Raw genomic sequence first — 20,100 nt, forward strand, 5'->3', positions numbered from 1 at the left:
ACCCCCTCGATCAGCTACCAGCCCCACTGATCAAAGGACGATATCGGGCACCACTGACAATCGGGTCAGCGTGCCAGTATCAGGCTCATCGCCTCGGCACGCGTCGTAGCGTCCCGGAGCTGGCCGCGGACCGCCGATGTCGTGGTCTTGGCCCCCGGCTTGCGGATGCCGCGCACGGACATGCACATGTGCTCCGCCTCGATGACGACGATCGCGCCCCGCGCCTCGAGGATCTTCATGAGGGAGTCGGCGATCTGCGTGGTGAGTCGTTCCTGCACCTGCGGCCTCCGGGCGAACACCTCGACAAGACGTGCCAGCTTCGAGAGACCGGTGATCTTTCCCGTCTCCGCCGGGATGTAGCCGACGTGAGCCACGCCGTGGAACGGCAGCAAATGATGCTCGCACAAAGATACGATTTCGATGTCCTTGACCAGGACCATCTCGTCGTGCCCAAGGTCGAACGTAGTCGTCAGGACATCCTCAGGCTCCTGGCGAAGCCCGGCCAGGAGCTCCCGGTACGCCCGCGCCACCCGCGCCGGCGTCTCCCGGAGGCCCTCGCGGTCGGGGTCCTCGCCGACCGCGATCAGCAGTTCGCGGACGGCGTTCTCGGCTCGCTTCTCGTCGAACTCGCCGATCTGGCCCTCGCCGTCCAGCGTCACTGGGTCGGTCATGTGGTGCCTCGTTCCTGTGTCCATCTCGGGGGCGGCCTGCGGGAATGGCGGAAAGCCGCGCCCCCCAGGCTAAAACCTGGGGGGCGCGGCTTTCATTCCGGGCCCGGTGAGGGCGCCGGGAGAGCGATGGTCAGCTCTCGGGGCGTTCCTCCGGGGCGTGCTCGGGCGCCGGGGCGGGCTCCGCCGCGGTGCTCTTCGCGGTGCTGATCGCCGGCGTCGCGCCGTTCGCCCCGTTCGTCAGCGCCAGCTCCTTGGGGGAGAGGACCGGCGGACGGGTGGACGGCGTACGGCGGGAGGAGCCGGTCCAGGCGGGCCTGGGCGGACGCTTGACGATCGGGGCGAAGATCTCGGCGATCTCCTCCTTGCCCAGCGTCTCCTTCTCCAGCAGTTGCAGCACCAGGTTGTCGAGGACGTCGCGGTTCTCGACCAGGATCTCCCACGCCTCGTTGTGCGCGGTCTCGATGAGCTTCTTGACCTCTTCGTCGACCAGCGCGGCGACCTCTTCCGAGTAGTCGCGCTGGTGAGCCATCTCACGTCCGAGGAAGGGCTCGGTGTTGTCCCCGCCGAACTTGATCGCACCCAGGCGCTCGGTCATGCCGTACTGCGTGACCATGGCCCGAGCCAGGCCGGTGGCCTTCTCGATGTCGTTGGCGGCACCCGTCGTCGGGTCGTGGAAGACGAGCTCCTCGGCCGCGCGGCCGCCCAGCATGTAGGCGAGCTGGTCGAGCATCTCGTTGCGCGTGGTCGAGTACTTGTCCTCGTCCGGGAGCACCATCGTGTAGCCGAGGGCGCGGCCTCTCGACAGGATCGTGATCTTGTGGACGGGATCGGAGTTCGGGGAGGCCGCCGCGACCAGGGCGTGTCCGCCCTCGTGGTACGCGGTGATCTTCTTCTCCTTGTCCGACATGATCCGGGTCCGCTTCTGCGGGCCCGCGACCACACGGTCGATCGCCTCGTCCAGCATCTGGTTGTCGATCAGCTTCTTGTCGCTGCGGGCCGTCAGCAGGGCGGCCTCGTTCAGCACGTTGGCCAGATCGGCACCCGTCATGCCGGGCGTACGGCGGGCCATGGCCGACAGGTCGACGTCGGGCGCGACCGGCTTGCCCTTCTGGTGGACCTTGAGGATCTCCAGACGGCCCTGCATGTCCGGGCGGTCGACGGCGATCTGCCGGTCGAAGCGGCCGGGGCGCAGCAGCGCCGGGTCGAGGATGTCGGGCCGGTTGGTCGCGGCGATGAGGATCACGCCGCCCTTGACGTCGAAGCCGTCCATCTCGACGAGCAGCTGGTTCAGCGTCTGCTCGCGCTCGTCGTGACCACCGCCGAGGCCGGCGCCGCGGTGGCGGCCGACCGCGTCGATCTCGTCGACGAAGACGATCGCCGGGGCGTTCGCCTTGGCCTGCTCGAAGAGGTCACGGACTCGGGAGGCACCGACACCGACGAACATCTCGACGAAGTCGGAACCGGAGATCGAGTAGAACGGCACGCCCGCCTCGCCCGCGACGGCACGCGCGAGCAGGGTCTTGCCGGTGCCGGGCGGGCCGTACAGCAGCACGCCCTTGGGGATCTTGGCGCCGACGGCCTGGAACTTGGCCGGCTCCTGGAGGAACTCCTTGATCTCGTGGAGCTCCTCGACGGCCTCGTCCGATCCGGCGACGTCCGAGAAGGTCGTCTTCGGGGTGTCCTTGGTGATGAGCTTCGCCTTGGACTTGCCGAAGTTCATGACGCGGGAGCCGCCGCCCTGCATCTGGTTCATCAGGAACAGGAAGATGACCACGATGAGGACCAGAGGCAGCAGGAAGGAGATCAGCATCCCGATGAACGGGTTCTGCTTGGACGGCGAGACCGTGTAGCCGTCCGAGATCTGCTTGTCCTGGTACTTGTTCTGCAGCGTGTTGGCGATGTCCACGCCCTGGTCGCCGATATAGCTCGCCTGGATCTTCGAGCTGCCCTCGACCTTTACGCCGTCCTTGAGCGTGACCTTGATGGTCTGCTCGTCACCGGTGGTCAGCTTGGCCGACTCCACCTTGTTCTGGTTGATCGCCTGGACGACCTGGCCGGTGTCCACCGTCTTGTAGCCGCCGGACGAGCCGACGACCTGCATCAACACGACCACGGCAAGGACGGCCAGCACGATCCACATGACCGGCCCACGGAAGTATCGCTTCACGTCCATCCATACGGAGCGATGTCGCCCCGTCCCTCCTGCCATAGTGAGTTTGATAAAGACTGTTCTTCGGACGGTACCCCAGCATTGTCACCTGAAGCTGCGTGGGACGGCTGGCGTCCGTCTACGCATGCTCCAACGGCGGGAAGGGCGCTGGGGTTCCCGATCACGTTCACGGCACCCCGGCCGGGGTTCAGCCGCCGTACACGTGGGGCGCGAGCGTACCGACGAACGGAAGGTTGCGGTACTTCTCGGCGTAGTCCAGGCCGTAGCCCACGACGAACTCGTTGGGGATGTCGAAGCCGACCCACTCCACGTCGATGGCGACCTTGGCGGCGTCGGGCTTGCGCAGCAGGGTGCACACCTTGAGGGATGCGGGCTCGCGCGAGCCGAGGTTGGAGATCAGCCAGGACAGGGTGAGGCCGGAGTCGATGATGTCCTCGACGATGAGGACGTGCTTGCCCTTGATGTCGGTGTCGAGGTCCTTGAGGATCCGCACCACACCGGAGGACTGGGTGCCCGCCCCGTACGAGGACACGGCCATCCAGTCCATGGTGACGGGGGTGGACAGCGCCCGGGCGAGGTCGGCCATGACCATCACCGCGCCCTTGAGGACACCGACGATCAGGAGGTCCTTGCCCGCGTACTCCGCGTCGATCTTCGCTGCCAGCTCGGCCAGCTTGGCGTCGATCTCTTCCTTGGTGATGAGCACCTTCTCGAGGTCGGCACCCATGTCTTTCGCGTCCACCCGCATCACTTTCGGTCGTCCCACCGGCCGAGCGGCCCCTCGAGCGACTGCTCGGAGGGGTCGTGGTTCAGCCTTGCCGAATCACCAGTCTGCCACCCTGCCGCCGGGCCACGACCTTGCCGGGGAGGTTGATGGCTCCCTGACCGCGCCAGCCGGTGATCAGCCGGTCGACTTCTTCGATGTGGCGGGCGAACAGTGAACCGGCGGGGGCACCGGCGGCGATGGCGGCCCGGCGCAGGACGCGGCGGCGTACGGCGGGCGGCAGGGCGTACAGCTTGGCGCACTCCAGGAGGCCGGCGGCGTCGCGGACTCCGGCCTCGGCCTGGTCGGCCCAGCTGTCGAGGGCGTCGGCGTCGTCGCGGGAGAGCCGGGCCGTGCGGGCCAGGGCCTCGACGACGCCCTTGCCGAGGGCCTTCTCCAGGGCGGGCAGGCCCTCGTGGCGGAGCCGGGAGCGGGTGTAGGCCGGGTCGGCGTTGTGCGGGTCGTCCCAGACGGGCAGGGACTGGACCATGCAGGCCTTGCGGGCGGTCTGCCGGTCGAGTTCCAGGAAGGGGCGCCGGTAACGGCCGTCGGCCCCCGAGACCGCGGCCATTCCGGACAGGGAGCGGATGCCGGATCCCCGGGCCAGGCCCAGCAGGACGGTTTCGGCCTGGTCGTCGCGGGTGTGGCCGAGCAGGACCGCGGCGGCGCCGTGGCGCTCGGCCGCGGTGTCGAGGGCGGCGTAGCGGGCGTCGCGGGCGGCGGCCTCGGGGCCGCCCGACCGGCCGACGGTCACGGTGACGGAGTCGACGGGGTCGAGTCCGAGCTCGCGCAGGCGCAGGACGACTTCCGCGGCGCGTACGTCGGAGCCGGCCTGGAGTCCGTGGTCGACGGTCACGCCGCCGGCACGGATGCCGAGCCTCGGGGCCTCGAAGGCGAGGGCGGAGGCCAGGGCCATGGAGTCGGCGCCGCCGGAGCATGCCACGAGCACGAGCGGCGAGGGTGGGGGTACCTCCCTGCTCGAGCGCAGCCGAGAGCTTGGGGGAGGCTCGTGCGAGGGGGCGTGCGGGGGCGCGGCTGTGGCGCCGTTGTGCTCGGTGAGGAGGTCGTGGAGGACGCGGCGGACCGCCAGGCGTATCGCCGCGACCGCAGGATGGGGACCCATGTCCGGTTCCCTTCATGAAGTTTTCGGGGGGTGAGCCCGATGCCAGTCACGCAGAGTGTGTAGATGGTGACAGAACCGGGCCGTTCCCCGAGCATTGCACGCCTACCCCTCGCTCACGGTCCCTCGGACGGGTGATTGGAGGGGCGTTCGCCTGCCGTCCGCCGGTTTCCCTTCACGACCTTCCCGCGTCGTTCACTACTCGGCCCGTCGATGCACCCGCGCGATCCAGTCCGCCGGTTTGGCGATCTCCGCCTTGGTGGGGAGGGTGTTGGGCGAGGTCCAGACGCGGTTGAAGCCGTCCATGCCGGCCTCGTCGACGACGGCCCGCACGAAGCGCTCGCCGTCCCGGTACTGGCGGAGTTTGGCGTCCAGGCCGAGCAGTTTGCGCAGGGCCAGGTCCAGGCGGGAGGCGCCCTTGGCGCGGCGCTGCTGGAACTTCTCGCGGATCTCGCCGACGGTCGGCACGACGTCCGGGCCGACTCCGTCCATCACGAAGTCGGCGTGGCCCTCCAGCAGGGACATCACGGCAGTGAGGCGGCCGAGGATCTCGCGCTGGGCGGGGGTCTGGACGATCTCGACGAGGGAGCGGCCGCCGTCGTCCTCCTCGCCCTCGGGACGGCCCCCGGCGAGCGTCTGGGCGGCTTCCCGGACGCGTTCCAGGACGGTCATGGGGTCGACGTCGGTCTCCTCCAGGAACGCCTGGATCTCGCCCTCGAGGTGGTCCCGCAGCCAGGGCACGGCCGTGAACTGGGTGCGGTGGGTCTCCTCGTGCAGGCAGACCCAGAGCCTGAAGTCGTGCGGGTCGACGTCGAGTTCGCGCTCCACGTGCACGATGTTCGGGGCGACGAGCAGGAGCCGGCCGCCGCCGTTGCCGCCTGCCGGGAGGTCGCGGGTGGCCGGGGCGAAGGTCTCGTACTGGCCGAGGACGCGGGAGGCGAGGAAGGACAGCAGCATGCCGAGCTCGACGCCGGTGACCTTGCCGCCGACCGCGCTCATGACCGCGCCGCCGGGGGTGTTGCCGCGCCGTTCCTGCATCTTGTCGAGGAGGGGCCTGAGGAGCTCCCGGAAGCCGGCGACGTTGGCCCGGATCCAGCCCGGGCGGTCGACGACCAGGACGGGGGTGTCGTGGCCCTCCTCCGTGCCCAGACGAGTGAAGCCCCGGACGTGTTCCTCCGAGGCCTTCGCGTGCCGCCGCAGTTCCGCGACGACGGCCCTCGCCTCGTCGCGGCTGACGTCGGGGCCCGGCCGTACGAGCCGGGTCGCGGTCGCGACGGCGAGATTCCAGTCGACCATGCCGGTTGAAGCACCACCGATGCTCGTCATGCGTCAACCGTACGTGAGCCTTCGCCGGTGGGGCAGGGCAGAGAGGTGGGCGGGGGCCGGGGTGCGTCGCCTGGTGCTCGGCGTTCGTGCCGTGCCCACCCGTGCCGCCCCAGCGGCACGACTGCCCACGGCGGGGGCCATCGGCCGGCCCCATCGGCAGGCCCACGGCGCCCAGGGCGGGGCGCGCGGCCGACTCACGGCGGGGCTCAGCAGCCAGCTCATGGCGGGGGCACAGCGGCCGGCCCACGGCGGAGGCCCAGCAGCCAGCCCACAGCGAGGGCCCAACGGTCGGCCCACGGCGGGAGCTCAGCGGTCGGCCTACGGCGGGCCCATCGGGACGGCCCACGGCGCCCAGGGCGGGGCCGCAGCGGTCGCCCCGCTGCGGAGCGAGCGGCCGGCCCACGGCGAGGCCCAGCGGCCAGCTCACAGCGGGAGCTCAGTGCCGGCCCACGGCGGGGCCCATCGGCCGGCCCACGGCGCCCAGGGCGGGGCACAGGGGCCGACTCACGGCGGGGCGAGCGACCGACTTACGGCGTCCAGGGCGGGGCGCAGCGGTCGCCCCGCGGCGGGTGGGGCGGCCGGCTCGCCACGGGTGCAGCAGACGCCCCGCTGCGGTGCGGCGGTCGGCTTGCGGCGGGGTTGGGGTGCTAGCGGCAGCCGCAGTTGGACAGGGTCGTTGCCGCTCTGTCCAGGGCCTTCTGGGCCTCTGACGGGTTCGGCGTGTTGTTGGCCATGAAGGCGAAGGCCAGCAGGCGGCCGTCCTGGTCGACGACCGTGCCCGCGAGGGTGTTGACGCCCGTCAGGGTGCCTGTCTTGGCGCGGACCGCGCCGGCTGCGCCGTCCGTGTAGCGGGAGGTCAGGGTGCCGGTGAAGCCGGCGACGGGCAGGCCGGTGAGGGCCGGGCGGAGTTCGGGGTGGGCGGGGTCGGCCGCCTTGGTCAGGAGGGCGGTGAGGAGGGCCGGTGTCAGCCGGTCGGCGCGGTCGAGGCCGCTGCCGTCCTTGAAGGAGGAGCCGTCGAGCGGGAGGCCGAGCTTGCGGAGCCGGGCGCTGATCGCCCGGCCGGCTCCGGCGAAGTCGGCGCGGTCGCCCGAGGCGAGCGCCGTCTGGCGGGCCAGGGCCTCGGCGATGTCGTTGTCGCTGTCGGTCAGCATGCGTTCGACCAGGGCGGACAGCGGGGGCGAGGAGACCGCCGCGAGTGTCTTCGCGCGGGTCGTGGCCTTCGACGGGCCCGGGGCCGTGGCCTTGATGCCGCGGGACTTGAGGAGGTCGCCGAAGCGGTGGGCGGCGTCCGCCGCCGGGTCCTCCACGCGGTCGGCCGGTCCGCTCGTCGAGTCGTTCGTGCGGCCCTCGTCGGCCATCAGGGGGCTGAGGGGGGCGAGGTTGGGGTTGACCCCGATCGGGTGCATTTCGGTGCCCGCGTAGAGGGTCGTGTCGTAGGAGAGCGTCACCTCGCGGACGCCGCGCTGGGCCAGGGCCGCGGCCGTCTTGTCGGCCAGGACGCGGAGGCTGGCCCACCCGCCGGCGGCCTCGCGGGCCGTGAGGGTGGGGTCGCCGCCGCCCACCAGGACGACTTCCTTCGTGTCCGGTTCCAGGGCCGCGCGGGTGGTGAGACGGTGGTCGGCTCCCATCGCGGACAGCGCGGCGACGGCCGTGGCGATCTTCGTCGTGGAGGCCGGGGTGAGCGCGGCGTCCGGGTCCGTGCCGTACAGGCGCTTGCCGGTCGTGACGTCCACGACCGAGGCTGCGGGCCGCGTGCCGAGCGCCGGGTCCTTCAGCAGGGGCGTCAGAGCCTGCGCGAGGGCCTTGCCGTCCGGGGCGGACTTCACGGTGCTGATGCCGCCGAGGCCGGTCAGCACCGGTCCGGCGCTGGGGGCGGGCCGGGGCTGCGCGGGTGCGCCGGGGGCCCGGCCGTGATCTGTGCCACCCGCGCGGCCGAGGGCGGCGGCCCGGTCCCGCTCGGCCGTACGCTGACCCGAGGAGTCCCAGGGACCGGTGGCGGTCACCACTCCGGCGGCGAGTGCCAGCCCGGCGGTGGCGGCGCCTGCGGCGTACTGCCAGGTCTTCGGCCGCGTGACCCGCGCGACCTGCGGTTTCCGGGCCCGTGCGAGCCGCGCGACCCGTGGTTTCGCGGCTGCGGCGGCCCGGGCCAGCCGCGGTCGTACGGCGTCCGCGATCCGCACCACGTGCGGTCTCGCGGCCCGCCAAGGCCTCAGCTCTGGCACGACCACCAGCCCCTTTCGCGATCACACACCTGCGTGAGGGACACTTAACCACCAGAACTATGTGTTGATCATGGAGGAGCCACCGGTGGAGTTCGACGTCACGATCGAGATTCCGAAGGGTTCGCGCAACAAGTACGAGGTGGACCACGAGACCGGTCGGATCCGCCTGGACCGTCGCCTCTTCACCTCGACCAGCTACCCGGCCGACTACGGCTTCGTCGAGAACACCCTCGGCGAGGACGGCGACCCGCTGGACGCGCTGGTCATCCTGGACGAGCCGACCTTCCCGGGCTGCCTCATCCAGTGCCGTGCGATCGGCATGTTCCGTATGACGGACGAGGCCGGTGGCGACGACAAGCTGCTGTGCGTGCCGGCGCACGACCCGCGAGTGGAGCACCTGCGTGACATCCACCACGTGTCGGAGTTCGACCGCCTGGAGATCCAGCACTTCTTCGAGGTCTACAAGGACCTGGAGCCCGGCAAGTCGGTCGAGGGTGCCAACTGGGTGGGCCGTACGGACGCGGAGGCCGAGATCGAGCGGTCCTACAAGCGCTTCAAGGAGCAGGGCGGCCACTGACCTCCCCCTCCCCTGATGCCGATGGGCCGCACGCGTGCGCGTGCGGCCCGTCCGTGCGTGTGTGCGCATACTGAGGCTGTGGGGGGTACGAGGGCTGACGTGTCGTACAGGGAGCGCCAGGCAGTGACGGACGCGGAGGACCGCAAGCCGAAGTCGGACGAGGCGAGGAGTGGATTCCTGCCTCCGGCCGGGACCGCCGTCGACGGGGACATGTCGACCACGTCGGAGTTCGCGATCCCCGAGGGACTAGCCCTCCACCGGGGGGCCGTCTCGGAGTCCGAGACGACGTCCGAGTTCGCCGTGCCGGACGGGCTGGACGTGTCGCACGCGCCCGCGGCGGAGTCCGAGGGCTCGGCGTTCACGCCGCCGAACACGTACAGCGCGAAGTACCCGCCGTCGGCCTTCACGCCGCCGAGCGGGATCCCCGTGGTCAGCCTGACCAAGGACGTGCCGTGGCAGGACCGCATGCGCACCATGCTGCGCATGCCGGTGGCGGAGCGGCCGGCGCCGGAGCCGGTGCAGCGGCACACCGACGAGGCGGGGCCCGCCGTGCCGCGCGTGCTCGACCTGACGCTGCGTATCGGCGAGCTGCTGCTGGCGGGCGGTGAGGGCGCCGAGGACGTGGAGGCGGCCATGTTCGCCGTCTGCCGGTCCTACGGCCTGGACCGCTGCGAGCCGAACGTCACCTTCACGCTGCTGGCGATCTCGTACCAGCCGTCGCTCGTCGACGACCCGGTGACGGCGTCCCGGACCGTGCGGCGCCGGGGCACCGACTACACGCGGCTGGCGGCCGTGTACCAGCTGGTGGACGACCTCAGCGACGACGAGACGGCGGTCTCCCTGGAGGAGGCCTACCGGCGGCTGGCGGAGATCCGCCGTAACCGGCACCCCTACCCCGGCTGGGCGCTGACCGTGGCGAGCGGGGCGCTGGCGGGTGCGGCCTCCGTGCTGGTCGGCGGTGACCTGCTCGTGTTCGTGGCGGCGGCGCTCGGCGCGATGCTCGGTGACCGGCTGGCGTGGCTGTGCGCGGGACGTGGGCTGCCGGAGTTCTACCAGTTCACGGTGGCCGCGATGCCCCCGGCCGCGATCGGGGTCGCGCTGACGGTGGGCCACGTCGACGTGAAGGCCTCCGCGGTCATCACCGGTGGACTGTTCGCGCTGCTGCCCGGGCGGGCGCTGGTGGCGGGCGTGCAGGACGGGCTGACCGGCTTCTACATCACCGCGTCGGCGCGTCTGCTGGAGGTCCTGTACTTCTTCGTGGGCATCGTCGCCGGTGTGCTGCTGGTGCTGTACTTCGGCGTGCAGCTGGGTGCGCGGCTGAACCCGGACGCGGCGCTCGGGGCCTCCGACGAACCGGTGCTGATGATCGGTGCGTCGATGCTGCTGTCGCTCGCGTTCGCGGTGCTGCTTCAGCAGGAACGATCCACCGTGGTGTGGGTGACGCTGAACGGGGGTGTCGCCTGGGTCGTGTACGGGGCGATGCACTACGCCGGGGGCATCTCGCCGGTGGCGTCCACCGCGGCGGCCGCGGGACTGGTGGGGCTGTTCGGGCAGTTGCTGTCCCGGTACCAGTTCGCCTCCGCCCTGCCCTACACGACCGCGGCGATCGGACCGCTGCTGCCGGGTTCCGCCACGTACTTCGGTCTGCTGGGGATCGCGCAGAGCAAGGTGGACGAGGGGCTGGTGTCGCTGTCCAGCGCGGTGGCTCTGGCCATGGCCATCGCCATCGGGGTGAATCTGGGGTCCGAGATCTCGCGGATGTTCCTGCGGATCGGGTCCGCGGAGAAGCGGCGGGCCGCCAAGCGGACCAGGGGGTTCTAGCTCCGAGTGCCTACGGGGTCGGGGCTGTGGGTCCATTGGCGGCCGCGGGTGGTTCGTGGCTTGTCGCGCCCACGCGGCGGAGCCGCACATCGATGTAGCCCCGCGCCCCCAAAAGGCTCAGTAGCCGTTGTTGTACGGGTACTGGCCGCTGTTCTGCTGCTGGCCGTAGCCCGGGGACTGGGGGTACTGGTTGTAGTACTGCTGGTCGTTGTAGCCGTTCTGGTCGCCGTAGGGCTGCTGGTGCTGGTGGGGCTGGTGCTGGTGGGGCGGCTGGTCGTCCGGGGTGATGCGGCGGAGCTGGGTCGTGGCGTCGTCCATGACGGGGTGCTGCTGCGCCTGAGCCGGGGCCTCGGCCGCCGCGCGCTTCTTCTTCGAGCGTTCGCGCAGGTACTCGATGAGGATCGGGACGACGGAGATCAGGACGATCAGGACGAGGATCGACTCGACGTTCTTCTTGATGACGTCGATCTGGCCGAGCCAGTAGCCCGCGAGGGTGACGCCGGTGCCCCAGGCGATGCCGCCGATGACGTTGTACGTGAGGAACGTGCGGTACTTCATGCGGCCGGCGCCGGCCACGATGGGGGCGAAGGTGCGCACGATGGGGACGAAGCGGGCCAGGACGATCGCCTTGGGGCCGTACTTCTCCATGAACTCGTGGGCCTTGTCCAGGTTCTCCTGCTTGAAGAGCTTGGAGTTCGGACGGCTGAAGAGCTTCGGGCCCAGGAACTTGCCGATCATGTAGCCGACCTGGTCACCGATGACGGCGGCGAGCACGATCAGCGTGCAGACCAGCCACAGCGGCTGGGTGATGTAGGTGCCCTCGGCGACGAAGAGGCCCGCGGTGAACAGCAGGGAGTCGCCGGGCAGGAACGCGAAGAGTCCCGACTCGGCGAAGACGATGAGCAGGATCCCGGGCAGGCTGAACGTGGAGATCAGGTAGTCCGGGCTGAGCCACTCGGGGCCGAGCGCAAGCGTGGTCACGGGGATGTGGCTCCTGCTGCTGGGGGGATACGGGCTGGGGCTGACTGCCTCAAAGTATCAACGCAGCCGTCATGGCCCAGGTTCCACGGGCGTACTCAGGATGCACTGTGCGCGGTCCCGGTCAAAGCTGTGAACCATGGGCATCGATGAATACGGCGGCGGACAGGGCCCCCGGCCCGACGTCCTCGTCGTCACCACGAACGACGTACCCGGCTATCGCGTGCGGGAGGTGGTCGGTGAGATCTTCGGTCTGACCGTGCGTTCCCGGCACCTGGGGAGCCAGATCGGCGCCGGGCTGAAGTCGATGGTCGGCGGTGAGCTGCGCGGGCTGACCAAGACCCTCGTGCAGACCCGCAACCAGGCCATGGAGCGTCTCGTCGAGCAGGCACGCGCGCGTGGAGCCAACGGTGTGCTCGCGTTCCGCTTCGACGTGACCGAGGCGGCGGACGTGGGCACGGAGGTGTGCGCGTACGGGACGGCCGTGGTGATCGAGCCCGTGCACACGGGGTGACCGGGGCGTTCCCGGCGGTGGCCGGAGCCGGAGCCCCACCGTGTGCTCCGTGGGATTCCGGCTCGCCGCACCCGCCCGTACGCGTGTGTCACCTGGCGGAGGCCGCCGCGGGGGCGATGGCCGCGAGGGTCTTTCCGGCCAGCTCGGCCGCCCGCTCGGCCGCCCGCTTGTCGCTCTCGGCGAAGACGTGGAGGAGCGCCGGGTGGGTGGCGCCGAAGGCCAGCACGAAGCGGTTGAGGCCCATGAACTGGCCGATGCCGAGGTGGAACAGCGTCATCGAGCCGAGGAACGCCTTCGCCGCGGGCTTGGGCAGGACGAAGACCAGCGGGAAGGAGACCTCCGCGGCGATCGTCCCCCAGGTCACGAGCTTGCCCACCGTGGGGTACTTGTGCACCAGCCGGTAGACGCGCTGGTCGCCGTAGTTGCGCGTGCGGATGACGCCGCTGAACGCCTCTCCGCTGAGCCACACCGGGGAGACGAGCTTGACCACGCCGGACGCGACGTAGGAGATGGTCGTCTCCAGCGCCAGCGCGCGCATGGCCACGTCGCGGGCCTTCTCGCCGTCCTTGAAGGTGCCGGTCGAGGCGAGGACGACGTTGATCACCTGCTGGAGCTGGTCGGCGCCGTCCCCGCCGAAGGGGGTGCGCAGCCGTCCGGCCGCGCCCGTCACCGCCAGGACGGCACTGCCGGCCGTGCGCACTCCGCGCTTGTGGGCCCAGATCAGCGTGGCGGCGGAGGCACCCGCCTGCACCCCGTACAGGGCGACCGCCGCCTTCTTGGATTCGAGGGCGCGCGTCAGCCGGGGAAAGCGTTTGGCGAACTTGGGGCGCATGTTGGCCAGCTGGCCGCTCAGCATTTCGCCCTCTTCGAACTTACGCGTCTGGCTCAGCATTTCCAGTGCGGAGACCAGCGTGCCCAGCGAAGCCACTCGGCGTGCCGTGACCTCGGGTGGAGCGCTGAGGAACATGGATAGGTGCTCCCGTTGGTGTGATGCGAGTACGGTGGATACGGCAAACGGCGGCACGGTATGCGTATCGGGCGTACCGTGCCGCCGCTTTCATCAAACGGAGCTAGCGATGCCGGTCAGCATCGCCTGCCGGCCCGTTGTTCAGCCGGCGAGGTCGTTCGTGACCTCGTTCAGCGCGTAAGCGGTCGCGGCGGTGACCGCGACGCCCTCCGGGGTGGCGAGGGCGGCCAGCGGGGTGAGCATGGTCGGGGTCGCGTCGTTGCCGATACGGCCCGGGGTCACGTCGGCCAGCTCGGTGTTGGCGAAATCAGCCACAACAGACATTGTTGTCCTCTTTCTGTCAGTAATTCGCAGAGCGAGTTCTCCAGCCGTTCGGCGGGAGGGCGCGGACTCACGCGGCACGGGTGTGGTGCCGAGTGAGCTCGCAGCTTCCAGTCGAGAGGGTCGGTGTTCTCGCTACGCGGCTGTGCGAGAGGGCGCTTCGGCGGGGGTGACGTCTCCCTCCAGGGGGAATTCCATGGAGACGAAGACGGGTTCGATGTGCCGGTCCTCCGGGCTCGTGGGATACGAGTGGAGCAGCATGAACTGGCTGTGCGTGGCGCCCTCGGCGTGCGGCAGGTGGAGCTGGATGTGGCGCCCCAGCAGCCGGTAGCCCGTCGCCGTCGTCACGGGAAGTACCGCCGATCCGAAGGCGACCGCGTGGGCGAGGGCGTGCTGGGTCGCGTCGAACAGGGCCTTCGGGCTTCGGTTGCGGGCGTTCCAGGCCAGTGCGTACCACGGCCGGTCCTGGACGATCGGGACCTCGGTCCACTCGCCGGGCTTGCCGTCCGTGAGGTCGCGGTAGAGCAGGTGGTTGTCCTTGACGCCGGGATTGGGCCCGAAGAAGCGCCAGTTCGGGGTCGGTATACGCAGCTTCCCGCGGTGCAGGAGACCATCGAAGCGCTGCTCGGGGATCTGTGCCACGGCCGTCGCGATCAGCCATGCGGCCAGTGACGTCGTCACGGCGGCGGTCTTCACGCGTTCGGTGTTCACCTTCATGATCACGCCAGTTCCTCCTCCCGCTCGGCGACGCTCTCGGCGGCGGCCCCGCGCACCTTGGTGGACGGCCGCCACGACGTCCCGAGCGACTCGGAGGGCGGTTCGCCGGCGATCAGTTCCGTCACCTCTTCGGCGTGCTTGCGCACGGAGAGCAGGGACTCGTGGTCGGAGCCGGCGACGAAGTGGTGGCGGGCCCGGGTGGAGATGACGGCCAGCCTGGCCTGGATCCCGGCGTGCAGGGTGTTGTCGCCGATGTTGTTCTCCGCCGTGATGACGGTCAACGGGCAGTCCAGGGAGGTCAGTTCCGGGTAGGTCTGCGCGTCCCGGTACTCCCGGTGGGCGGTGGCCCACGTACGGGGGGTGGCCAGGAACGCCCGGTAGCTCCGGTTGATGTCCGGGCGGTACTGCTGGTGCGCGTTCATGGCGGGGCGGAAGACGGAGAGCCCCGTGGCGGCGAACACCTGCTCCATCGCCATCCGCTGGTGGGACCACCGGTCCACGTCGGTGCGGCGGGCGTGGCGCAGGCTGACCACTTCGGTGGCGTCGATCATGACCACGTGGGTCACGCCCCGCACCGCGTCCGGGTGCAGCGACGCGTAGGCGGCGGCGAAGTAGCCGCCCAGGGAGTGGCCGGCCAGGACGACCGGAAGGTCGGCGATGTAGGTGTCGCGCAGCTCCTGCACCAGCTCGAAGTGCGCTTCCAGGCCGTACCGGGTGCCCGGGGTGCTGAGGCCGTAGCCGGGGCGGTTGAACCGCACGTATCCCATGTCCTCGGGAAGTGCGCCGCAGACCCAGTCCCAGTATTCCTGGGGGGCGCCCATTCCGTTGTCCAGCAGAACGGCGCGCTGTGCGTGCGGAGGAATATGGACATCGACCTCGACGAGGCTGCCGTCCGGTCTTTCGTGCAGCTGATAGCGACGCGCACGCTCGCGTTTACCGGTGAATCGAGTTACCGCACCGGTCAGAAGGCTAGCGCCGGCCAATCCAGCAATGCCGACGGCAAACTGGCGCTCCAGAGACGCCACATTCCCTCCCCCGTGATGTGAAGTGACTGTCTGCCCGAAACACTAACAGGTGATGCCGGGCTAAATTAATGAGTTAATTGACCAGCCGACCCGGGCGGACCCTGCCTCGCGGCTGTGGCGGACGAACAGCCGCACTCCGGCCGTACTTCCGCAGTTCCAGGTAGAGTTCACCGATCGTTGTCTTCAGCAGCGCGTTCTCTTTGGCCAGTTCGGCCATTCGGGACGCTTCTTCGGTGTCTCTTCCGCCTTCGCCGGCGAGGCCGTTGCGGCCGCCCTCAATAAACTGTCTGCGCCAGTTCGAGACCGACTGTTCGGACACTCCCGCTTCCCGCGCGGCTTCCGCCGCGGTCAGTTCACCGCTCATCACTCTGACGACCAGGCCGAGTTTCTTGTCTACCGGAAGTACTGGCGGACGCCCCACGTGCAACCCCCTCATAGCCAACCGTGTGCAGTGCGTAGTGCGCTCAGGGTTTGACGTAGCAACACATGAACAGGGGTGCCTGTTCGCTGTAGGGGGTGCCGTCCCAGCGGGACATGCGGGCCTCGGGCTCCAGCCCGGCCGCGCGGGCGTAGCCGTCGACGTCGTCCGGAGTGGTCAGCCGGGTGAGTTCGTTGCCCACCCTGGTGGTGCCGTCGCTCTGGTACAGGATGTGCGAGCACTGCCACAGGCCGCCGTCGAGCAGGGTGGAGTGGGTCTGTACGCCTGTCCCCGGCTCCGGGTAGGGGACGAAGTACGAGGTGCGGGTCAGGCCCTCGTGAAGGGCCACGATCGCCGGCTTGTTGTGCGTCTCGATCACCAGCCGGCCGCCGGGGACCAGGAGGTCGGCCGCGCGCCGCACCGCCCGCCGCTGGTCCTCGGCGGTGGTCAGGCACGACAGGGTCGCGCACACGGAATACACCATGCCGTAACGGGACTCTGAGGTGTAGCCACGTATGTCCCCGTGCACCGGAGTGACGTCTCCGCCGTCCTTCAGCTTGACGCGCAGCGCGTCCAGCATCTCCGGGGAGGAGTCCACGCCGGTCACCTGGCCGACGCTCCGGGAGAGCGGGATGGCGATCCGCCCGGTGCCGACTCCGAATTCAAGGGTTCCCGCCTCGGGAGCGGGGTGGCGGGCCACCAGCCCCTTTACGGCCTCGGCGGTAAGCCGGTCGTCCGGGATGAGCCGGTCGTACCAGCCTTCGAACTGTCTGCCGTAGCCTATGTCGTCGACTCCGGTATCCACAGATATTCCCCCTACATGCTGTCCCCACTGACATGCCGATGGGAGCGTCATGAAGCCGAGGAGCTGGAACCGGGCACGTCGAGATGCCGGGCTACATCGGTGGCGGAAAGCTCCGCAACCGCCCGCGTGGTTAGTCAGACATCAGCGCGGTAACGCCTCAACGGAGCCTGTGGGGAGACTTCGTTATCTACACCGTACCAAAGCGTTATGGCCTGATCCATCGATTTCGGGCGCAAATTCATCGATCCAGGCCGGGCCGCCCGAATTCGAGTGACGACATGTCGAACGCCAAGTCCGGTGCGTCATATATCCCGAAACAATGGCGGAGAGCGGATAGTGCGGACAGGTATCCAGACATTCCGTGCACACTGGGGCCCGGTGGCGTGGCCGAGGAGCACAGGAAGACTCCGGGCAACGGCGTGCGGTAGGGGTCGAAGCGCGGTACGGGCCGGGCGATCGTCTGGTACAGCGTCATCGCCCCCGAACCGATGTCCCCGCCCACGTAGTTGGGGTTGTAGTCCTCGTACGCGGCGGCGGCGACGGAACGGTGGGCGAGCACGGTGTCCCCGAACCCGGGTGCGTAGCGCTCGATGCGCGCCCGGACCAGGTCGTAGGGGTCGGTCGGGTCGCCGTTCGGAACGTGCGCGTACGCCCACACCGGGCGCTTGCCGGGCAGGGCCCGCCCGGGGTCGGTCGCCGCCGGGTCCACCAGGAGGACGAACGGCTCCCCGGTCCGCACCCCGCGGGCGTTCGCCGTCTCCTGCCGCACCATCTCGGCATGTGTGCCGCCCAGATGGACGGTCCCGGCGCGGCCCACCGCCGGGTCGGTCCAGGGGATCGGCTCGGAGACCAGGAAGTCGACCTTGGCGGCGCCCGGACCGTAGCGGAACCGCTCCAGAGCGCGTGCGTAGGCACGGGGCAGCCGGCCGCCCGCGAGGGCCAGCAGGCCCTTGGGGCTGACGTCGAGCAACACCGCCCGTGCGCCGCCCAGTTCGGCGAGGTCCGCCACGTGGTGTCCGGTGTGGAAGACACCGCCGTGCGCCGTGATGTCCTCGGCCAGCGCCTGTGCGATACGGCCGCTGCCGCCGCGCGGCAGCGGCCAGCCCGTCCCGTGGGCGAGGTGGCCCAGCAGCATGGCCACGCCCGCGGACGCCAGGCTCGGCAGCTTGCCGACCGCGTGCGCGGCGACGCCGGTGAGCAGGGCGGGTGCCTCCTCGCCCCGGAAGCGGGCCGCGCCGAGCCCGCTGCCGTGGACCGCCGCCCGGCTCGCGAGCAGCAGGGCGGCCACCGGGTCCCGGGGCAGCCGGCGCAGGTCGGAGAGGACGAGGTCGACGACCGCTTCGCTGCGCTGGAGCAGCGGGCCCATCAGCCGGCGCCAACGGGGCCCGTCGACGCCCAGGTGCTCGCAGGTCTTCTCCAGCGAGCGGTAGGCCAGGGCGGCCCGGCCCCCGTCCAGCGGATGGGCGTAGCTGATCTCCGGGTGCAGGAGTTCGACCCCGCGGGCCGGCAGGTCGAACGCGCGGAAGAACGGGGAGGCGGCGGCCATGGGGTGGACGGCGGAGCAGATGTCGTGCACCACGCCGGAGTCGAAGAGCGAAGCGGTGCGCAGCCCTCCCCCGATGGTCTCGGCCGCCTCGTGCAGCTCCACGCGCAGTCCGGCACGGGCGAGGACCACCCCGGCCGCGAGGCCGTTGGGTCCGGTGCCCACGATGGCGACGTCGGTGGTGCTCACCACTGTTCCTCACTCTGGATGGGCCGAAGCTGCAACGTCTGCTCGGTGAGTCCCGCGTACGAGGGCCAGCCGACGGCGATGGAGGGCGGGGGCGCCCACGGCTCCACCGGTTGCGGACGCGGCGGCGGGGCGACGGGGCCGGGCTCGGCGTGCAGTTGCGAGCCGGCGAGGCGCCGGTAGAGCTCGTCGCGTTCCATCAGGTCGTGGTGCACACCGGTGGCCCGGACCCGGCCCCCTTCCATCACCACGATCTGGTCGGCGTCGACCACCGTGGAGATGCGGTGCGCGATGGCGATGACCGCGCACCGGCGGGAGACCCGGCGCAGCACCTCGCGGAAGTCCCGCTCCGAGTCGGAGTCCAGGTTGGAGGTGGCCTCGTCCAGCAGCATGACCGCGGGCCGCTGGAGCAGCGTACGGGCGATGCACAGGCGCTGGCGCTGTCCGCCGGACAACCCGCTGCCCTGGTCGCCGAGTTCGGTGTCGAGGCCGTGCGGGAGCTGGGCGATCACCGAGGTGAGGCCGGCCATCTCCACCGCCTCGCGGACGGCGTCGTCACCGGCGTGGGGGTTGGCGTAGGTCAGGTTCTCCCGGATGGTGCCGCGCAGGGCCGTGCTGTCCTGCTGGACGTAGCCGACCAGTCCGCGGACCGTGTCGAGGGGCAGCGCCTGGACGTTCTGCCCGCCGAGCCGGACGACGCCGCCGTCCACCGGGTAGAAGCGTTCGATCAGCTGGAACATGGTGGTCTTGCCCGCGCCCGAGGGCCCGACCACGGCCGTCAGTCCGCGCGTCGGCACGCTGAACGAGACGCCGCCCAGGACCTGCGTCCGCTCCGCCTGCTTGCCTCGCCGGTAGGAGAAGCGCACGTCGTGGAACTCGACCGCCGGCCAGTGCGGGGCCAGTTGCCCGTAAGGCGCGGGGCCCGCCGCGGCGGCCGGGGCGTCGCTTTCCTGGGGCAGGCGGGCGAGTTCGTCCACCCGCTGGATGGCGGCCCTGCCCTGGACGAGCTGGCCCACCCCCATGAAGAGCATCACCAGCGGCGACACCAGCTGGAACAGGTACATGATGAACGTGGTCAGACCGGCCATGTCCATCTCGCCGCGGGCCACCCGGGACATCCCGACACCCACGACGACGGCCAGGGCGCCCTGCGTACCGACGTTCATGGACGGCATCAGCAGGGCGTTGTAGGAGTTGACCCGGATGCCCGAGCGCCGTGTCCTCGCGGCCAGTTCGCCGATGCGGGCGGCCTCACGGGACTCGGCGCGGGACGCCTTCACCGTGGGCAGGGCGGAGAGCACGCGCTGTATGCCGCCGGCGAAGGCGCCGGTGTCGTCCCGGTTCCGCAGGGCGGCCTTGCGCAGTTTCCGGGCGAGGATGACGGAGATGACGCTGGCGACCCCCAGGCAGCTCATGGTGATGACCATCAGCCACAGGTCGATGAGGAACATCAGCACGACGCCGCCTATGACCGTGGCGCCGCTGACGATCAGCTGGGCGAGGCTCTGCGCCAGGGCGATTCTCGCCAGTGAGGTGTCGGTGACCGTGCGGGTGAAGATGTCGCCCTGGGACTCTTTCCCGAACGCGGTGAGATCGGCGCGCAGAAGCCGCCCGACCAGGATCTGACGGACGTCGAAGACGATGTTCTCCCCGGCCCGTCCGATGACGTAGGCCTGGAGCGAGGAGAAGAGGGCGCCCGCGCAGAAGAGACCGACGAGCTGGGCGACGGGGCCGGTCATCGAGGCTCCGCCGCCCGCCGCCTCGATCAGGTTGCCGATGGCCCAGGGCTGGGCGAGTGAGGCACCCACCCCCAGCAGGCCGAGCAGCACGCCGGTGAGCAGCAGCCCGGTGTGCGCTCTGGCGGCGCTCGCCACCGACTCCGCGCGGTTCGGGCTCCCGACTTCCGGGCTCGCGTTTTTCACGTGACTCGCCACAGGCGCTCCCCCCGTTTGCCGA

The 20,100-nt window shown here is 70.4% G+C and carries 19 protein-coding genes; 4 read left to right on the top strand and 15 right to left on the bottom strand.

Features of this window, described 5'->3' with window-relative positions; all coding sequences use genetic code 11:
- Positions 1-65: 65 nt before the first annotated feature.
- From folE to dacB, 6 genes are all read right to left on the bottom strand, one after another.
- Positions 66-671: a GTP cyclohydrolase I FolE gene (gene folE, locus ABEA82_RS09985; protein ID WP_345661040.1), complete on the bottom strand. Its 606-nt coding sequence runs from the start codon at positions 669-671 to the stop codon at positions 66-68.
- A gap of 130 nt (positions 672-801) precedes the next feature.
- Positions 802-2,844 carry an ATP-dependent zinc metalloprotease FtsH gene (gene ftsH, locus ABEA82_RS09990; protein ID WP_345661041.1) on the bottom strand — a complete coding sequence of 681 codons (2,043 nt, stop codon included), beginning with the start codon at positions 2,842-2,844 and terminating at the stop codon, positions 802-804.
- 184 nt (positions 2,845-3,028) lie between these two features.
- Positions 3,029-3,589 (bottom strand): hypoxanthine phosphoribosyltransferase, encoded by a 561-nt coding sequence (gene hpt, locus ABEA82_RS09995; RefSeq protein ID WP_345661685.1) that lies wholly within the window; start codon positions 3,587-3,589, stop codon positions 3,029-3,031.
- A 61-nt stretch (positions 3,590-3,650) separates the two neighbouring features.
- A complete protein-coding gene (gene tilS, locus ABEA82_RS10000) occupies positions 3,651-4,727 on the bottom strand; it encodes a tRNA lysidine(34) synthetase TilS (RefSeq protein WP_345661042.1) in 1,077 nt (358 codons plus the stop codon).
- Between the two features lie 195 nt (positions 4,728-4,922).
- The gene (locus tag ABEA82_RS10005) at positions 4,923-6,050 is read right to left on the bottom strand and encodes a zinc-dependent metalloprotease (RefSeq protein WP_345661043.1); all 1,128 of its coding nucleotides are present in this window, start codon (positions 6,048-6,050) and stop codon (positions 4,923-4,925) included.
- A gap of 647 nt (positions 6,051-6,697) precedes the next feature.
- Positions 6,698-8,278, bottom strand: a complete 1,581-nt coding sequence (gene dacB / locus ABEA82_RS10010; RefSeq protein ID WP_345661044.1) for a D-alanyl-D-alanine carboxypeptidase/D-alanyl-D-alanine endopeptidase — start codon at positions 8,276-8,278, stop codon at positions 6,698-6,700.
- Between the two features lie 79 nt (positions 8,279-8,357).
- On the opposite strand from dacB, the gene ABEA82_RS10015 reads away from it, so the two are divergent.
- Together ABEA82_RS10015 and ABEA82_RS10020 are read left to right on the top strand one after the other, a co-directional pair.
- A complete protein-coding gene (locus tag ABEA82_RS10015) occupies positions 8,358-8,849 on the top strand; it encodes an inorganic diphosphatase (protein ID WP_003991985.1) in 492 nt (163 codons plus the stop codon).
- Between the two features lie 123 nt (positions 8,850-8,972).
- Entirely contained in the window at positions 8,973-10,670 is a 1,698-nt protein-coding gene (locus tag ABEA82_RS10020) for a threonine/serine exporter family protein (protein ID WP_345661045.1), read from the top strand.
- A gap of 117 nt (positions 10,671-10,787) precedes the next feature.
- On the opposite strand, the gene ABEA82_RS10025 is transcribed toward ABEA82_RS10020, so the two are convergent.
- Positions 10,788-11,651: a DedA family protein gene (locus tag ABEA82_RS10025; protein ID WP_345661046.1), complete on the bottom strand. Its 864-nt coding sequence runs from the start codon at positions 11,649-11,651 to the stop codon at positions 10,788-10,790.
- Between the two features lie 136 nt (positions 11,652-11,787).
- On the opposite strand from ABEA82_RS10025, the gene ABEA82_RS10030 reads away from it, so the two are divergent.
- Entirely contained in the window at positions 11,788-12,162 is a 375-nt protein-coding gene (locus ABEA82_RS10030; RefSeq protein WP_345661047.1) for a YbjQ family protein, read from the top strand.
- Positions 12,163-12,250: 88 nt separating this feature from the next.
- On the opposite strand, the gene ABEA82_RS10035 is transcribed toward ABEA82_RS10030, so the two are convergent.
- The 4 genes from ABEA82_RS10035 to ABEA82_RS10050 form a co-directional block, all read right to left on the bottom strand.
- Positions 12,251-13,129, bottom strand: coding sequence for a hypothetical protein (locus ABEA82_RS10035; RefSeq protein WP_345661048.1), 879 nt, complete (start codon positions 13,127-13,129; stop codon positions 12,251-12,253).
- Positions 13,130-13,270: 141 nt separating this feature from the next.
- Positions 13,271-13,444, bottom strand: coding sequence for a linaridin family RiPP (locus ABEA82_RS10040; protein ID WP_158681081.1), 174 nt, complete (start codon positions 13,442-13,444; stop codon positions 13,271-13,273).
- A gap of 141 nt (positions 13,445-13,585) precedes the next feature.
- Positions 13,586-14,167 carry a hypothetical protein gene (locus tag ABEA82_RS10045; RefSeq protein ID WP_345661687.1) on the bottom strand — a complete coding sequence of 194 codons (582 nt, stop codon included), beginning with the start codon at positions 14,165-14,167 and terminating at the stop codon, positions 13,586-13,588.
- A gap of 2 nt (positions 14,168-14,169) precedes the next feature.
- Positions 14,170-15,075 carry an alpha/beta fold hydrolase gene (locus ABEA82_RS10050; protein ID WP_345661688.1) on the bottom strand — a complete coding sequence of 302 codons (906 nt, stop codon included), beginning with the start codon at positions 15,073-15,075 and terminating at the stop codon, positions 14,170-14,172.
- Between ABEA82_RS10050 and ABEA82_RS10055 the strand changes: the two genes are divergently transcribed.
- On the top strand, positions 15,031-15,213 hold the full coding sequence (locus ABEA82_RS10055) for a hypothetical protein (RefSeq protein ID WP_345661729.1): 183 nt from the start codon (positions 15,031-15,033) through the stop codon (positions 15,211-15,213). The genes ABEA82_RS10050 and ABEA82_RS10055 overlap by 45 nt on opposite strands.
- Positions 15,214-15,265: 52 nt before the next feature.
- Here ABEA82_RS10055 and ABEA82_RS10060 read toward each other — a convergent pair whose 3' ends face one another.
- The 4 genes from ABEA82_RS10060 to ABEA82_RS10075 form a co-directional block, all read right to left on the bottom strand.
- The gene (locus ABEA82_RS10060; protein ID WP_345661049.1) at positions 15,266-15,628 is read right to left on the bottom strand and encodes a helix-turn-helix domain-containing protein; all 363 of its coding nucleotides are present in this window, start codon (positions 15,626-15,628) and stop codon (positions 15,266-15,268) included.
- Between the two features lie 28 nt (positions 15,629-15,656).
- Positions 15,657-16,415, bottom strand: coding sequence for a class I SAM-dependent methyltransferase (locus ABEA82_RS10065; protein ID WP_345661050.1), 759 nt, complete (start codon positions 16,413-16,415; stop codon positions 15,657-15,659).
- A gap of 238 nt (positions 16,416-16,653) precedes the next feature.
- Positions 16,654-18,147, bottom strand: a complete 1,494-nt coding sequence (locus ABEA82_RS10070) for a phytoene desaturase family protein (RefSeq protein ID WP_345661051.1) — start codon at positions 18,145-18,147, stop codon at positions 16,654-16,656.
- On the bottom strand, positions 18,144-20,078 hold the full coding sequence (locus ABEA82_RS10075) for an ABC transporter ATP-binding protein (RefSeq protein ID WP_345661052.1): 1,935 nt from the start codon (positions 20,076-20,078) through the stop codon (positions 18,144-18,146). Before ABEA82_RS10075 ends, ABEA82_RS10070 begins: the two co-directional genes overlap by 4 nt.
- Positions 20,079-20,100: the final 22 nt, after the last annotated feature.

The sequence above is a fragment of the Streptomyces venetus genome, assembly GCF_039540295.1.
GTDB lineage: Bacteria > Actinomycetota > Actinomycetes > Streptomycetales > Streptomycetaceae > Streptomyces > Streptomyces venetus.

Coding starts and splice junctions, on each gene's coding strand:
- ABEA82_RS10045 (WP_345661687.1), bottom strand. CDS start 14,167: ATGAAGGTGAACACCGAACGCGTGAAGACCGCCGCCGTGACGACGTCA.
- ABEA82_RS10035 (WP_345661048.1), bottom strand. CDS start 13,129: ATGTTCCTCAGCGCTCCACCCGAGGTCACGGCACGCCGAGTGGCTTCG.
- ABEA82_RS10005 (WP_345661043.1), bottom strand. CDS start 6,050: ATGACGAGCATCGGTGGTGCTTCAACCGGCATGGTCGACTGGAATCTC.
- ABEA82_RS10030 (WP_345661047.1), top strand. CDS start 11,788: ATGGGCATCGATGAATACGGCGGCGGACAGGGCCCCCGGCCCGACGTC.
- hpt (WP_345661685.1), bottom strand. CDS start 3,589: ATGCGGGTGGACGCGAAAGACATGGGTGCCGACCTCGAGAAGGTGCTC.
- folE (WP_345661040.1), bottom strand. CDS start 671: ATGACCGACCCAGTGACGCTGGACGGCGAGGGCCAGATCGGCGAGTTC.
- ABEA82_RS10055 (WP_345661729.1), top strand. CDS start 15,031: ATGGACATCGACCTCGACGAGGCTGCCGTCCGGTCTTTCGTGCAGCTG.
- ftsH (WP_345661041.1), bottom strand. CDS start 2,844: ATGGACGTGAAGCGATACTTCCGTGGGCCGGTCATGTGGATCGTGCTG.
- tilS (WP_345661042.1), bottom strand. CDS start 4,727: ATGGGTCCCCATCCTGCGGTCGCGGCGATACGCCTGGCGGTCCGCCGC.
- ABEA82_RS10060 (WP_345661049.1), bottom strand. CDS start 15,628: ATGAGGGGGTTGCACGTGGGGCGTCCGCCAGTACTTCCGGTAGACAAG.